Source organism: Tateyamaria omphalii, assembly GCF_001969365.1.
Lineage (GTDB): Bacteria > Pseudomonadota > Alphaproteobacteria > Rhodobacterales > Rhodobacteraceae > Tateyamaria > Tateyamaria omphalii_A.
This window is the reverse complement of the sequence record NZ_CP019312.1, coordinates 1,068,285-1,081,220: the sequence shown is the minus strand read 5'-3', so window position 1 is coordinate 1,081,220 and position 12,936 is coordinate 1,068,285. Positions and strand designations below refer to the sequence as shown.

At 62.4% G+C, this 12,936-nt stretch carries 13 protein-coding genes; 10 read left to right on the top strand and 3 right to left on the bottom strand.

The genetic code is table 11. The annotated features are described in order from the left end of the window. Positions 1 to 50: 50 nt before the first annotated feature. The gene (bcp, locus tag BWR18_RS05345) at positions 51 to 512 is read left to right on the top strand and encodes a thioredoxin-dependent thiol peroxidase (RefSeq protein WP_076627040.1); all 462 of its coding nucleotides are present in this window, start codon (positions 51 to 53) and stop codon (positions 510 to 512) included. A gap of 24 nt (positions 513 to 536) precedes the next feature. Here the strand turns inward: bcp and BWR18_RS05340 are convergent, their stop codons facing one another. Next, positions 537 to 1,679, bottom strand: coding sequence for a Hint domain-containing protein (locus BWR18_RS05340; protein ID WP_083957644.1), 1,143 nt, complete (start codon positions 1,677 to 1,679; stop codon positions 537 to 539). Between the two features lie 605 nt (positions 1,680 to 2,284). On the opposite strand from BWR18_RS05340, the gene BWR18_RS05335 reads away from it, so the two are divergent. From BWR18_RS05335 to BWR18_RS05320, 4 genes are all read left to right on the top strand, one after another. Then, positions 2,285 to 3,094, top strand: coding sequence for a ferritin-like domain-containing protein (locus BWR18_RS05335; RefSeq protein WP_076627038.1), 810 nt, complete (start codon positions 2,285 to 2,287; stop codon positions 3,092 to 3,094). A gap of 183 nt (positions 3,095 to 3,277) precedes the next feature. After that, complete coding sequence (locus BWR18_RS05330) at positions 3,278 to 4,609, top strand: M23 family metallopeptidase (protein WP_076630139.1); 1,332 nt, start codon at positions 3,278 to 3,280, stop codon at positions 4,607 to 4,609. Continuing rightward, complete coding sequence (locus tag BWR18_RS05325) at positions 4,599 to 5,117, top strand: bactofilin family protein (RefSeq protein ID WP_076627037.1); 519 nt, start codon at positions 4,599 to 4,601, stop codon at positions 5,115 to 5,117. Before BWR18_RS05330 ends, BWR18_RS05325 begins: the two co-directional genes overlap by 11 nt. Positions 5,118 to 5,129: 12 nt before the next feature. Further along, positions 5,130 to 6,596 carry an MFS transporter gene (locus BWR18_RS05320; RefSeq protein ID WP_076627036.1) on the top strand — a complete coding sequence of 489 codons (1,467 nt, stop codon included), beginning with the start codon at positions 5,130 to 5,132 and terminating at the stop codon, positions 6,594 to 6,596. Between the two features lie 113 nt (positions 6,597 to 6,709). On the opposite strand, the gene BWR18_RS05315 is transcribed toward BWR18_RS05320, so the two are convergent. Continuing rightward, complete coding sequence (locus BWR18_RS05315; protein ID WP_076627035.1) at positions 6,710 to 7,270, bottom strand: peptidylprolyl isomerase; 561 nt, start codon at positions 7,268 to 7,270, stop codon at positions 6,710 to 6,712. Then, complete coding sequence (locus BWR18_RS05310; RefSeq protein WP_076627034.1) at positions 7,260 to 7,769, bottom strand: peptidylprolyl isomerase; 510 nt, start codon at positions 7,767 to 7,769, stop codon at positions 7,260 to 7,262. The genes BWR18_RS05315 and BWR18_RS05310 overlap by 11 nt, the downstream gene beginning before the upstream one ends. A gap of 128 nt (positions 7,770 to 7,897) precedes the next feature. Here BWR18_RS05310 and BWR18_RS05305 point away from each other — a divergent pair, with 128 nt between their 5' ends. The 5 genes from BWR18_RS05305 to BWR18_RS05285 all read left to right on the top strand — a co-directional run bounded on the left by BWR18_RS05305 (position 7,898) and on the right by BWR18_RS05285 (position 12,929). After that, complete coding sequence (locus BWR18_RS05305; RefSeq protein ID WP_076630138.1) at positions 7,898 to 9,085, top strand: phosphoglycerate kinase; 1,188 nt, start codon at positions 7,898 to 7,900, stop codon at positions 9,083 to 9,085. Positions 9,086 to 9,163: 78 nt separating this feature from the next. Then, positions 9,164 to 9,937 carry an SDR family NAD(P)-dependent oxidoreductase gene (locus BWR18_RS05300; RefSeq protein WP_076627033.1) on the top strand — a complete coding sequence of 258 codons (774 nt, stop codon included), beginning with the start codon at positions 9,164 to 9,166 and terminating at the stop codon, positions 9,935 to 9,937. A gap of 161 nt (positions 9,938 to 10,098) precedes the next feature. Then, a complete protein-coding gene (locus BWR18_RS05295; protein ID WP_076627032.1) occupies positions 10,099 to 10,398 on the top strand; it encodes an FtsB family cell division protein in 300 nt (99 codons plus the stop codon). 126 nt (positions 10,399 to 10,524) lie between these two features. Then, positions 10,525 to 11,535, top strand: a complete 1,011-nt coding sequence (gene pdhA / locus BWR18_RS05290; RefSeq protein ID WP_076627031.1) for a pyruvate dehydrogenase (acetyl-transferring) E1 component subunit alpha — start codon at positions 10,525 to 10,527, stop codon at positions 11,533 to 11,535. 14 nt (positions 11,536 to 11,549) lie between these two features. Next, the gene (locus BWR18_RS05285; RefSeq protein WP_076627030.1) at positions 11,550 to 12,929 is read left to right on the top strand and encodes a pyruvate dehydrogenase complex E1 component subunit beta; all 1,380 of its coding nucleotides are present in this window, start codon (positions 11,550 to 11,552) and stop codon (positions 12,927 to 12,929) included. Positions 12,930 to 12,936 lie beyond the last annotated feature (7 nt).

Below are 12,936 nucleotides of genomic sequence, written 5' to 3'. Positions count from 1 at the left end.
CCCTATCATGCCAGTCACAACTTTCCCAAGAGTAATGAAAAGGCCAAAACATGCTCGACATCGCTTCGCCCGCCCCTGATTTCACGCTGCCCGACGCGGACGGCAACGACGTGACGCTCTCGGCACTACAGGGCGGTCCGGTTGTCCTCTACTTCTATCCGCGCGACGACACACCCGGCTGCACCAAGGAATCCATCGCGTTTTCGGAACACATGTCCGAGTTCGAAGCCGCCGGCGCCAAGATCTTCGGCATCTCCAAGGACAGCGTGGCCAGCCACGCCAAGTTCGCCAAGAAACGCGAGCTGACCGTGGGCCTTTTGTCGGATGAACACGGCACGGTCTGCGAAGATTACGGCGTGTGGAAGGAAAAGAACATGTACGGCAAAAAGTACATGGGCATCGAACGCACGACTTACCTGATCGACGCGGCGGGCAATGTCGCAATGACCTGGCCCAAGGTCAAAGTGCCGGGCCACGCCGAGGCGGTTCTGGCTGCTGTGAAGGCGCTGTAACGCATCGGGGCCTGCCCACGGGCTTTAAACATCGGCGGGCCCCGTCGCCACCTGACACATCACGTCTGTGGAGGCCCTGTACAGCTCCAACAGCGGCTTGCTGTTTTTCTTGTGTCGCTGAACCAATGCCCTTTGGCGTTTGCCATCCGGTATGGGCAGCGCCGCGACCGGCTCATAATTCGCTAATGCCAGCTCCGGGCGCAGGCGCCGCAACTGCCTCTGTGCCGATGGTCCGACCGCCTCCATGGCCTGTGGCCCCGTATACAGGCTTTCGGTCGGCACACCTTCGGTCAGGATGACGTCATGCTTTTGCAGAAAAATGTGGAAGTATTCGACGCCATCCACCGTGTGGTCGACGTCAATGCCCGGCAGTCCAACCAGTTTATTGGCCGCGATCAGGACGGCGTCAGTGTCAAACATGCGCAACACGATCCTGGATGATACGACCACCCGGTGCTGCCGCGATATCCACAGATCGCGTCTGGGAAAGCCTTCTGCCAGTGCCGATCTTTGGATTTTGACAGGAAACAGCTTTGGCGTCGCCGCCAGCATGGATGCGCTGACCGTGGAATGACCAATCCAGAGAATAGGCTCAAGGCGGTTGTCCATCGTGCGCAGCAACTGCCCGACCTCAAGGTCTTCGACGGCAACATCGCCCGCGCTGGTCGAGATCAGAGTGCCGCGCACGAGACAGGGCACATCCGTGAGCTCACCGGCAAGCTCATCGGTATTGGGCGCATTCGTCGGGACGACGTTCGCGGTTGTGAAGGGATAGTTGACGCCCGGCTGCAGAGGTTCGGAAACGATGTAGCCGACAAACGTGCCCTCCACCTCGACGCGGAACAGGTTGATCGTTCCGCCCGCCGGTTTCGTCAGCGCGTATGATTGCTCGAGGTAAATCCGGCCCGACGCGAATGTCGTGCTGCCGTCCAGACTTGTGACATCGCCCACCTGTGTGGCGTCATCGCCAAGCTCGTTGCTGAACCGGTCCCCATCAAACCGTATTCCCTCGTCCGCCCTGCCGCCCTGAACAGTTCCCCCGGCCTCATCGGTGACATCAAAGACCCGCCGGTCAGTCGCGGGATCGAAAGACGCCGAAAGCGTTATCGAACCACCAGAAAAACCGATCACGCCCGGGTCGTACCCTATGAAGGAATAGTTCGGCACTTACTTACATCTCCATCTCCTTCGCGACGCGTCAGACGTGTAACTTGCCCCGCGACGGATCAGATTATGTCTTGCGCAATCGCAAGCAGTAGGGCGCGTCAAATGTATTGCGAAATACCCGCTCAGGTAGAAAATATAGCGGCTGAGCCAGAGCATACCAGTCCGGCGCCGCATATCATTGGAATTGATGATGGACCGATGCACATTGGTCGCAAATCAGGCAGAGTTAGACCCCGTTACCGCCATCCGGCCTCCATCCATTGGCACATGCGCCGGGCACGCATCAGCGACACGCCTGAGGGTCGCGAGACCGATGACGCGGCCCAACGACCCGGGTATCGTGGCTGGATCAGAACAACCCGACTGCGTCCTGCAGCCACGTCTTGCAGGCCGATCAAGCACTGACAGCCGCCTTCCTAAAGCGGCTGGATCAGGCTCATTTTTCCGCTTCGACCTTGTAGGATGGGAACGATCCGTGGATACCAGTTCCACAGGGACGCACGCCACGGGCGGCTCAGCGCCGCATGAACTGCCGGGAGCAGGACAATGCCACAGTTTGAAAACGCCGACACCACACTCCTGGCCGCCCGGCCGGCCCGCGCCCCATGATGCCGCTCGCCCAAATGGCCGAGGCCGTGCTGCGCACCGCCGATGGCCGCGAAAAGACCGCGCTGTCGCGCAAACTGGCTGCCGAATGGAAAGCCGCGCGCGCCGATGGCCACACGCCCGAGATCGGCACCGCCGATCCGCCCATGCACCCCGCGCGCCCGGCCCAGCCCGAACTCCTCAGCCCACGCGAGGTGCCCCGCCGCCGCCCCGGCTCGCCCCAAGGCCGCATCGCGCTCCTGCACGCCGTCGCCCATATCGAACTCAACGCCGTTGACCTGCACTGGGACATCATCGCCCGCTTCACGCACATCCCCATGCCCATGGGCTTTTACGACGACTGGGTGAAGGCAGCGGACGAAGAATCCAAGCACTTCAACCTCATGTGCGACTGCCTCGAGGAACTGGACAGCCACTACGGCGCCCTGCCCGCCCACGCGGGCATGTGGCGCGCGGCCGAGGATACAGCCCAGGATTTCATGGGCCGCCTCGCCGTCGTGCCCATGGTGCTCGAAGCCCGCGGGCTCGACGTCACACCGGGCATGATCGACATCTTCCGCACAGCCAAGCTCGACAGCGCCGTCGCCGCGCTTGAAACCATCTATGCCGAAGAAGTCGCGCATGTGGCGTACGGCTCGAAATGGTTCCACTTCCTCTGCGGGCGCGACAACCTCGACCCGAAAGACGCCTTTCACACATTGGTGCAACGCTATTTCCACAGCCCCCTCAAACCACCCTTCAACGAAGAAAAGCGGGCCGAGGCGGGCCTGCCGCCCGACCTCTACTGGCCCCTCGCGGTGGCCGACTGACCAAACCTAACCGTATGGTTAAATGGGCGGTTTTCCGCCAATCTGACACATTTCAGCACCGCTTTTCGCCAGATCGTCACGTCAGACTTGCCGCCAAAGCGGTGTGACTTTATGCACAGGCGTCAAGGCGCCTCGTTTGGGGATATGAGCGCCGACATTGGGATGGGACAAGGGACGAGGATTTTGCGGACACGCCTCGCGATCAAATGGCACGGCCTGCTGGAACACTATTTTCCGGAGCGGCGCGTTTTCCTGAAATCGGACAATGACACCCGGTTCATCCGGCTCCGACCCGGCACCCAATTGATCGCCTTCACTGGCAGCTCCTTCCTCGTTGCGTGGGCGATCATCGCCACCGCAATCCTGCTGATGGACAGCATCGGATCGGGCAATTTCCGCGAACAGGCCAAGCGCGACCAACGCACCTATGAGGCGCGTCTGAACGATCTGGCTGGCCAGCGCGATGCCCGCGCCGAAGAGGCGCTCGCGGCCCAAAACCGCTTCAACGCCGCCCTTGAACAGATTTCAGTCATGCAGTCGGAACTGCTCTCATCCGAAACCCGCCGCCGCGAGCTTGAGACGGGGATCGAGGTGATCCAGGCCACGCTGCGCGGCACGATGAAAGACCGCGAAGCGGCCCGCAACCAACTCGCAACGCTGCAAGAGAAGGTCGAAACCGGAGGGGCGGGCACCGCACTGGCCGCAAACTCTGGTGGGGCACCCATAGATTTCGTGGCTCAGGCGCTCGCCAAAACCGCCGCTGAACGGGACCAGATCGAACGTGACGCGCAGGACGCGCTTCTGGCCGCTGACGAAATGGCGTCCGAAATCGCGCTGATGAAAGAACAGAACGACCAGATCTTCCGCCAGCTCGAAGAGGCGATGACCGTCTCCGTCGCACCGCTGGACAAGATGTTCCGCGCCGCAGGCATGCCCACCGACCGGATCATCGAAGAGGTGCGGCGCGGCTATTCCGGCCAGGGCGGCCCGCTCACGCCGCTCAGCTTCTCGACCCGCGGCGAAGAGCCCAGCCCAGACACCCGCCGCGCCAACCGTCTGCTGAACCAGATGGACACGCTCAACCTCTACCGGATCGCCGCGCAGAAAGCGCCGTTTGCAACTCCGGTCAAAAATTCCTTCCGCTTCACATCTGGCTTTGGCTTCCGCCGCGACCCCAAAACCGGCGGGCGGCGCATGCACAATGGCGTCGATTTCGCCGCCTCGCTCGGCACCCCGCTTTATGCCACCGCCGACGGCGTCGTCACCCATGCAGGCTGGCAATCGGGCTACGGACGACTTGTCAAAATTCAACATGAATTCGGGATCGAAACGCGCTACGCCCATCTGGCACGTCTTCGTGTGAAAGTTGGCCAAAAGGTCTCGCGCGGGGACCGGATAGGTGATATGGGAGCCTCCGGACGGGTCACCGGCGTGCATCTGCACTACGAAGTCCGCGTCGGCGGAAAAGCCGTCAACCCGATGATCTATATCAAGGCAGCCAACGATGTTTTCTAAGAGCAAAATCAACGAACCTGGCCCGAGCACGGACGCGGCCAAACCCGCGGCACCGGCCGCGCCTGCCCCCGCAGCACCCAAATCGCAAAGCGAATTCAAGGCCAGCGCGCCCAAGGCGAAACCGCCCGCCTCGCTGCTGTCTGCCGACCTGCATGTGACCGGCAACATGAAAACCACCGGCGACGTCCAGGTCGAAGGGACAGTCGAAGGCGACATTCGCGCCCACCTGCTGACCATCGGTGAAAGCGCCACGATCAAGGGCGAGGTCGTCGCCGACGACGTCGTGATCAACGGCCGCATCGTGGGCCGCGTGCGCGGTCTCAAGGTGCGCCTGACCTCGACCGCACGGGTCGAGGGCGACATCATTCACAAAACCATCGCCATCGAATCCGGTGCCCATTTCGAAGGCTCCGTGCAGCGACAGGACGATCCGTTGAACGCCGGTGGCAACAAGCCCCGGGCGCAGCCGCCGCAACAACCAGCACCTGCGCCGCAGCAAAACGGCTAAGGGTCTTACCACATGACAGACCAACGGGCGCCCCAGACACCTGCGGCGCCCGTTTTTTATGCGGGCTTTTGTGCGGAACGCAGCCGTCCCTTCATCCTTGTCGCTGCCATCCTCGCCTCGTCGCTCGGCTTTATCGACGGCACGGTTGTCGCCATCGCCCTGCCCGCCATGCGCGACAGCCTCGGCGCCGATTTGATACAGGCGCAGTGGATCCACAACGCCTACATGCTCACGCTCTCGGCCCTGATCCTCGTGGGCGGGGCCATGGGCGACCGCTTTGGGCTGGGCCGCGTCTTTGGCCTTGGCATCGCGCTCTTTGTCGTGGCCTCCATCTTCTGTGCGCTCGCCCCTACGCCGCTCTTCATGATCATCGCACGCGCGGTACAGGGCATCGGTGCGGCCGTCATGGTGCCGGGCTCACTGGCCCTGATCGCCCGCGCCTATCCTCGGGAAAGCAGGGGCCGCGCCATCGGCATATGGGCCGCCGCCTCGGCGCTGACCACCGCCGCAGGACCGATCATCGGCGGTCTGGCGCTGACCGTGGGCGGGCCAGAAATGTGGCGCTGGATCTTCGCCATCAACCTACCCCTTGGTGGCCTCGCCCTCTATCTCCTCTGGCGGCACCTGGCCGAGGACCCGTCAAGGGACGACGCCCGCGTCGACATCCCCGGCGCCCTCACAGCCACCTTCGCACTTCTCGCCATCGCATGGGGGCTGACCTCGCTCGACCAGGGCGGCGGGGCCACGCTGTGGTTAACCGGCGGCGCGGTCATGCTGCTGATCTTCCTCTGGACCCAAAGCCGCAGCACGCACCCGATGATGCCGCTCACACTCTTTGCCTCTCGCCCCTTCTCTGCCGCCAACGCGCTCAGCTTCGCGCTCTATTCGGCCCTGTCGATCATGTTCTTCTTCATGCCCATGACCTTCATCGCCGGATGGGGCCTGAGCGAGATCGAAGCCTCCGCCGCCTTCGCGCCCATGTCGGTCTTTATCTCGCTGCTCTCCGCTCGCGCGGGCAGGTTGGCCGATCGCATCGGCCCCGCCCCCTTGCTGATGGGCGGATCGCTCGTCGTGGCCATGGGCTACGCCACCATGGCCCTCCTCGCGCCCTACCAGAACTTCTGGGCCCACATGCTGCCCGCCATGTGCCTCGTGGGCCTTGGCATGGCCGCGGTCGTGGCACCTCTGTCGACCGCCATCATGGCCGCCGTGGACGAGGATCAATCGGGCATCGCCTCCGGCATCAACAATGCCGTCACACGCATGGCTGGCCTGATCTCGGTCGCTGCCGTCGGCGGGATCGTCGCCGCGCTCTACACCGGTGCGGGCGGCACGGCGAGCTTTGGGGTGCAAAGCGATACGGCCACGCATGGCGCCGCCATGACAGCCGCCTTTTCGGGTCTTGCTTGGATCGCCACAGCCCTCGCGCTCATCAGCGCAGGCCTTGGCTGGCTAACACGCGACGTAACCAGATCTTAACCTTGGTAAATGTACAGGTAAGGTGAATGTCGTCCGGTAAGCGGTTGTCTTTGAAATAAAAAAGGGCGCGAAATTCTCGCGCCCCTCCATTTTGTCCCCGCGGGGACAGATTTTCACTCGGTGACAGAGACCTTGGTCATCACGTCCGGTGCGCCCTCAATGGCCCCCGACCGCGGATGCCCGCGCTTGATCCGATCCAGCACCTCCAGCCCTGAGGTGACACGCCCCACGACTGTATATTGCCCGTCCAGAAACGGCCCCGGCGCGAACATGATAAAGAACTGGCTGTTGGCGCTGTTCGGGCTCTGCGACCGCGCCATCCCGACGACGCCCCGGTCAAAACTGATGTCTGAAAACTCCGCCGGAAGGTCCGGCTGGTCCGACCCGCCCGTGCCCGCGCGACGCCCGTTGTAATTGGCGCCGGTATCGCCGAACTGCACGTCGCCCGTCTGAGCCATGAAGCCGTCGATCACGCGGTGAAAGGCCACCCCGTCATACTCGCCACCTTGGGCCAGCGCAGTGATCCGCTCCACGTGCTGCGGCGCCGTGTCTTCCAGCAGATCGATGGCGATCGTGCCATTGGCCTCGCCCGCCACCTCGATCTCGAGCCCAGAAGCGAGCACTGTCCCCGCAGGGACAGCAAGCACTGCGGCTGCGATCAGGTTACGCCACATCGGCGGCGACCTTCACGCTGATCATCCGGTCGGGCTCCGCCGGCGGCTCACCGCGGGTGATCGCGTCCACATGTTCCATCCCCCCAACGACCTGACCGTAGACGGTGTACTGCCCGTTCAGGAAATCATTGTCCTTGAAGTTGATGAAAAACTGCGAGTTCGCGCTGTTGGGGTTCGCCGAACGGGCGGCGCCAAGAGAGCCGCGGGCGTGCGGGATCTTGGAGAACTCGGCTGGCAGATCGGGTTTGTCCGAGCCACCCGTTCCGGCCATGCGGATGTTGAACCCGTCTTCCATGTCGCCGTGCTGCACATCGCCCGTCTGCGCCATGAAGCCGTCGATCACGCGGTGGAAGGCCACGTTGTCATACTCGCCCGCGCGCGCCAGTTCCTTCATCCGCTCCACATGCGCGGGCGCCACGTCGGGCAGCAGCTGGATGGTGACGGTGCCGCCCTTCAGTTCCATCAGGATCGTGTTTTCGGGGTCTTTGATCTCGGCCATGGATGCCTCTTTCCTTTTGTTTGGGCACCTACCTAAGCCTGTGAACGCCCAGGGACAAGCCACCCGGTTGACCCAAGGTGCATTTGCCGCGATGGAAGGGCTGACCCCCAGACAAAGGAGTGCGCGACATGGGCTGGAAATCGCTGGATGACATGGACCTCTCGGGCAAGCGCGTGCTGACCCGTGTGGACATCAACGTGCCCATGGAAGACGGCCGCATCACCGACGCCACCCGGATCGCGCGGATTGTGCCGACCATCGCCGACATCCGCGCCAAGGGCGGCAGCCCGGTGCTGCTGGCGCATTTTGGCCGGCCCAAGGGCAAGCCCAACCCGGAGATGTCCCTGCAGCGACTGGTGCCCGCGCTGGAAGAGGCGTTTGGCTGCACCGTCACATTTGTCGAGCGTCCCAGCCGGGACTGGATTGATGCGCAGCCGGGAGACGCGGTGATCCTGGTCGAGAACACGCGCTTTACCCCCATGGAGGAAGCGAACGATCCGCAGATGGCGCAGTTTCTGGCGACCCTCGGCGACGTCTTTTGCAACGACGCGTTCTCGGCGGCGCACCGGGCGCATGCCTCGACCACGGGCGTGGCGCACCTGCTGCCCAGCTGTGCGGGGCGGTTGATGCAGGCCGAACTGGAAGCGTTGGAGGCGGCGCTGTCCACGCCGAAGCGTCCTGTGGGTGCGGTCGTTGGCGGGGCCAAGGTGTCGACCAAGCTGGACCTGCTACAGAACCTTGTGAAGAAGATAGACGTGTTGATCATCGGGGGCGGCATGGCCAACACCTTTATCGCAGCCCAGGGAGCGGACCTTGGCGCATCACTTCAGGAAGCGGACCTGCACGACACCGCGCGCGACATCATGGCGGCAGCCAAGGACGCAGGCTGCACCGTCATTCTGCCGACCGATGGGCGGGTGGCGACCGAGTTCAAGGCGGGTGCGGCGCATGAGATTGTTGCCCTTGGGCAAGACACAAAGCTGGCCGCCGACCAGATGGTGCTGGATGCGGGCGATGACGCGGCAGAAACCATCGCGCGGTGCTTTGACGACTTGGAAACCTTGATCTGGAACGGGCCGCTGGGCGCGTTCGAGATCGCACCGTTCGACACGGCGACGGTTGCGGCGGCCAAGGCGGCGGCGGAGCTGACCAAAGCGGGCAAGCTGGTTACCGTTGCGGGCGGCGGCGATACCGTGGCCGCGTTGAACCAGGCAGGGGTGGCGGATGATTTCACCTATATCTCCACCGCCGGGGGCGCTTTTCTGGAATGGATGGAGGGCAAGGAATTGCCCGGCGTCGCGGCCCTGACCCAATAAGGACCGCCCACGGTTGGCGCGGCAGGGCCCTGCCCCCATATTACCCCGTATTGACACATTGAATACGGGGATCACCACATGGCCTGGACACTCATCACCGGCGCATCCGAAGGCTTGGGCGTGGAGTTTGCGCGCATCGCAGCCAAGGAGCAGCGCAACCTGATCCTTGCTGCGCGCTCAGAGGACAAGCTGAACAAGGTCGCGGACGAGGTCCGCGCGCGCGGTGTCGAGGTTGTGGTGATCCCTGCCGATCTGTCCGACATGGACCAGGTCGAGCGGCTGTGGACGCAAGCCACCGACGGGCGCGAGATTGATGTGCTCGTGAACAATGCGGGGCTTGGCTACAACGGGCCCTTTGACGAAGGTCAGGGCTGGGCGCGCGAACTGGCGTCGATCAATGTGAACATGCTGGCGCTGACGCGGCTGATGAAGCTGGCGATCCCGCATATGAATGCACTGCCCAAAGGGCGCATCCTGAATGTGTCGTCTGTCGCGGGGTTCACGCCCGGTCCGAACATGGCGGTCTATCATGGCACCAAAGCCTATGTCCTGTCGTTGTCAGAGGCGGTGGCAGAAGAGCTGCGCGGATCGAATGTGACAGTGACCGCCCTGTGCCCCGGTGCGACAGCCACGAATTTCTTTGAAGACGCCGACATGGACGGTGTGCGGCTGCTGAAAATGGCGAAACCGATGAAAGCCGGAGAGGTCGCCGAGTTGGGTTGGCTTGAGGCGCGCATTGGCAAGCGCATCGTCGTGCCGGGCATGATGAACAAGGTTTTTGCCTTTCTGCCCCGGATCAGTCCGCGCGGGATCACAACGCGGGTTGCGGCGCAAATGATGGGCAAGCACTGACGTCTGCATGGGTTCGGGCGCATCAGGATGCGCCTTACCGCGTAAGGCGGACGTGTCGTCCGCCCAAATCAGCCAAATAAAACAAAGGGGATTCACAGCGCGAATCACCTGTGCCATAGTGATCAAAACCGCCCATAGAGGCGGATCAGAGGCAGAGTAGTATGACCCGCACCGCACGCCCCGCTTTGGGCACCTTCGTCTTTTTCTCGGTCGCATTTGCGCTTGCGACCTATTTCACCTTTGCCGCTGTGCAGGGGGATTTTGGCGTGTTCCGCCGGGCGGAGATCCAGGCCGAAGCGCGCGATCTGGCCGCGCAACTGGTAGAGGTGCAGGCGCAGGTGGCCGAGATGGAGAACCTGACCAAGCGGTTGTCGGACGGTTATCTTGATCTTGATCTGCTGGATGAGCAGGCCCGCAGCGTGCTGGGGATGTTGCGCAGCGACGAGATTGTCATCCGCTGATCTCCCACAAAACATGCCTGATATGCACGCGCTTGCCGTTGCGGCAAATTGACTGTCGCGTATGGGAACCGAATCCTGTAGGGAATAGTTTAACGCTAAACTATTCCATTTATGGGAGGTCGCCGCATGGCCGCGCGCAAAGCCGCAAGTAAACCGAACGTGTCAGCGGAGGAGCTGAAAGGCTACTACCGCGACATGCTTTTGATCCGCCGCTTCGAGGAAAAGGCGGGCCAGTTGTACGGCATGGGTCTGATTGGCGGCTTTTGCCACCTGTATATCGGGCAGGAGGCCGTTGTCGTGGGGCTGGAGGCTGCGGCCGAGGAAGGCGACAAGCGCATCACGTCCTATCGCGATCACGGCCATATGCTGGCCTGTGGCATGGACCCCAACGGCGTCATGGCCGAGCTGACGGGCCGCGAGGGCGGCTATTCCAAGGGCAAGGGCGGTTCGATGCACATGTTCTCGAAAGAGAAGCATTTTTATGGCGGCCACGGCATTGTGGCCGCTCAGGTGCCGCTGGGGGCCGGTTTGGCTTTTGCCGACAAGTACAAGGAGAACGGGCGCGTGACCTTTACCTATTTCGGGGATGGGGCCGCGAACCAGGGGCAGGTTTACGAATCCTACAACATGGCCGAGCTGTGGGACTTGCCTGTCGTATTTGTCATTGAAAACAACCAGTACGCCATGGGCACGTCGACCCAGCGGTCCACCAAGTCGCCCAGCTACTGGGAGCGGGGTGCCGCCTATGGCATTCCCGGTGAGGAAGTGGACGGCATGGATGTGCTGGCCGTGAAGGCCGCCGGTGAGAAGGCCGTGGCCCACTGCCGGTCTGGCAAGGGACCTTACATTCTTGAGATAAAGACCTATCGCTATCGCGGGCATTCGATGTCGGACCCGGCCAAGTACCGGACCCGCGAGGAGGTGCAGAAGATGCGCGATGAGCGTGATCCCATCGAGGCGGTGCGCTCGATGTTGCTGACGGGCAAGCATGCGAGCGAAGAGGATCTGAAGGCCATCGACAAGGAGATCAAGGAGGTCGTGAACGCCAGCGCCGAGTTTGCGAAGGAGAGCCCAGAGCCAGCGCTCGACGAGCTTTGGACCGACATCTACGCCGAAACGGCGCCGCAGAACGCGTAAGGGGAGCAAGACACATGGCAACCGAAATTCTGATGCCCGCCCTGTCCCCCACGATGGAGGAAGGCACGCTTGCGAAATGGCTGGTGAAGGAGGGCGATACGGTGTCGTCCGGCGACATCATGGCCGAGATCGAGACCGATAAGGCGACGATGGAGTTCGAAGCTGTTGACGAGGGGATCGTCGGCAAGATCCTGATCGACGAAGGCACCGAAGGCGTAAAGGTGAACACCCCCATCGCCGTCCTGATCGAGGAAGGCGAGAGCGTGGACGACATCGAGACGTCAAGCGCCCCTGCCCCCGCTGCGTTGAACGGCGAAGAGGGCAAGGCCGCCTCCCCCGCGACCGCCTCTACCCCCGATACACCCCCTGCCCCAAAGGTGGATGCGAGCCCTGACTGGCCGGAAGGCACCGCCATGAAGGAACAGACTGTGCGTGAAGCTTTGCGCGACGCGATGGCTGAAGAGATGCGTGCGGACGAGACCGTGTTCCTGATGGGCGAGGAAGTGGCCGAGTATCAGGGCGCTTACAAAGTGTCCCAAGGCTTGCTCGATGAGTTCGGCGCAAAGCGCGTGATCGACACACCCATCACAGAACACGGTTTTGCCGGGATCGGGGTCGGCGCCGCCTTTGGCGGATTGCGCCCTATTGTCGAGTTCATGACCTTCAACTTCGCTATGCAGGCGATCGACCAGATTATCAACTCCGCTGCCAAGACGCTGTATATGTCCGGCGGCCAGATGGGCGCGCCCATGGTCTTTCGCGGTCCGAACGGTGCCGCCGCCCGCGTGGGTGCCCAGCACTCCCAGGACTACGCCGCGTGGTACATGCAGGTGCCTGGTCTTAAGGTGGCCATGCCCTATTCCGCCTCGGACGCCAAAGGGTTGATGAAGACCGCTATCCGCGACCCCAACCCTGTGATCTTCCTGGAAAACGAGATCCTTTATGGCCGCACCTTCGACGTGCCCGACATGGATGACTTCTCGATCCCATTCGGCAAGGCACGCATCTGGCGCGAGGGCGAGGACGTGACCATCGTGTCCTTCGGGATCGGTATGCAATACGCTCTTGAGGCCGCCGACAAGCTGGCCGAAGAGGGTATCAACGCCGAAGTCATCGACCTGCGCACATTGCGCCCTATGGATACGGGCACCATCATCAACTCGGTGATGAAGACCAACCGCTGTGTGACCGTTGAAGAAGGTTGGCCGCAAGGCTCCGTCGGCAACTACATTAGCTCTGTCATTATGCAGCAAGCGTTCGACTACCTTGATGCGCCTGTCATCAACTGCACGGGTAAGGATGTCCCGATGCCCTATGCCGCTAACCTCGAAAAGCACGCGTTGATCACCACAGCTGAGGTGATCCAGGCCGTCAAACAAGTTACCTACCGCTAAGGAGCCG

Excerpts from the sequence above, each read along its gene's own strand:
- BWR18_RS05285 (WP_076627030.1), top strand. The coding sequence starts at position 11,550 with ATGGCAACCGAAATTCTGATGCCCGCCCTGTCCCCCACGATGGAGGAA.
- BWR18_RS05300 (WP_076627033.1), top strand. The coding sequence starts at position 9,164 with ATGGCCTGGACACTCATCACCGGCGCATCCGAAGGCTTGGGCGTGGAG.
- BWR18_RS05335 (WP_076627038.1), top strand. The coding sequence starts at position 2,285 with ATGATGCCGCTCGCCCAAATGGCCGAGGCCGTGCTGCGCACCGCCGAT.
- BWR18_RS05320 (WP_076627036.1), top strand. The coding sequence starts at position 5,130 with ATGACAGACCAACGGGCGCCCCAGACACCTGCGGCGCCCGTTTTTTAT.
- BWR18_RS05325 (WP_076627037.1), top strand. The coding sequence starts at position 4,599 with ATGTTTTCTAAGAGCAAAATCAACGAACCTGGCCCGAGCACGGACGCG.
- pdhA (WP_076627031.1), top strand. The coding sequence starts at position 10,525 with ATGGCCGCGCGCAAAGCCGCAAGTAAACCGAACGTGTCAGCGGAGGAG.
- bcp (WP_076627040.1), top strand. The coding sequence starts at position 51 with ATGCTCGACATCGCTTCGCCCGCCCCTGATTTCACGCTGCCCGACGCG.
- BWR18_RS05310 (WP_076627034.1), bottom strand. The coding sequence starts at position 7,769 with ATGGCCGAGATCAAAGACCCCGAAAACACGATCCTGATGGAACTGAAG.
- BWR18_RS05305 (WP_076630138.1), top strand. The coding sequence starts at position 7,898 with ATGGGCTGGAAATCGCTGGATGACATGGACCTCTCGGGCAAGCGCGTG.
- BWR18_RS05315 (WP_076627035.1), bottom strand. The coding sequence starts at position 7,270 with ATGTGGCGTAACCTGATCGCAGCCGCAGTGCTTGCTGTCCCTGCGGGG.
- BWR18_RS05295 (WP_076627032.1), top strand. The coding sequence starts at position 10,099 with ATGACCCGCACCGCACGCCCCGCTTTGGGCACCTTCGTCTTTTTCTCG.